2 tRNA genes are annotated in these 283 nt (G+C 45.2%); both read left to right on the top strand.

The features are described from left to right. The first annotated feature begins 36 nt into the window (after positions 1-36). Positions 37-113 (top strand) — tRNA-Ile (locus AB4512_RS21910). Positions 114-134: 21 nt separating this feature from the next. Continuing rightward, positions 135-210 (top strand) — tRNA-Ala (locus AB4512_RS21905). The last annotated feature ends 73 nt before the right edge of the window (positions 211-283 follow it).

The following is a 283-nucleotide window of genomic DNA, read 5'->3' as shown; positions in this document are numbered from 1 at the left end:
GATTGATTAGGTTTAGAAAGTAAAAGAGACGATATTGGGTCTGTAGCTCAGCTGGTTAGAGCGCTCGCCTGATAAGCGGGAGGTCGGTGGTTCGAGTCCACTCAGACCCACCAATATCGACTAGATACAAAGATGGGGCTATAGCTCAGCTGGGAGAGCGCCTGCCTTGCACGCAGGAGGTCTGCGGTTCGATCCCGCATAGCTCCACCATCTTTAAGTGTTTTTATTTGAAAATATTTAAAAATGGTTCATTAGTTTGAATCAAGCTCTTTAACAATTTGGA

It is taken from the genome of Vibrio sp. 10N.222.52.B7 (assembly GCF_041474275.1).
Classification (GTDB): Bacteria; Pseudomonadota; Gammaproteobacteria; order Enterobacterales; family Vibrionaceae; genus Vibrio; species Vibrio crassostreae_C.
The sequence above is the reverse complement of the archived record's forward strand: the minus strand, read 5'-3'. Positions and strand labels throughout refer to the sequence as shown.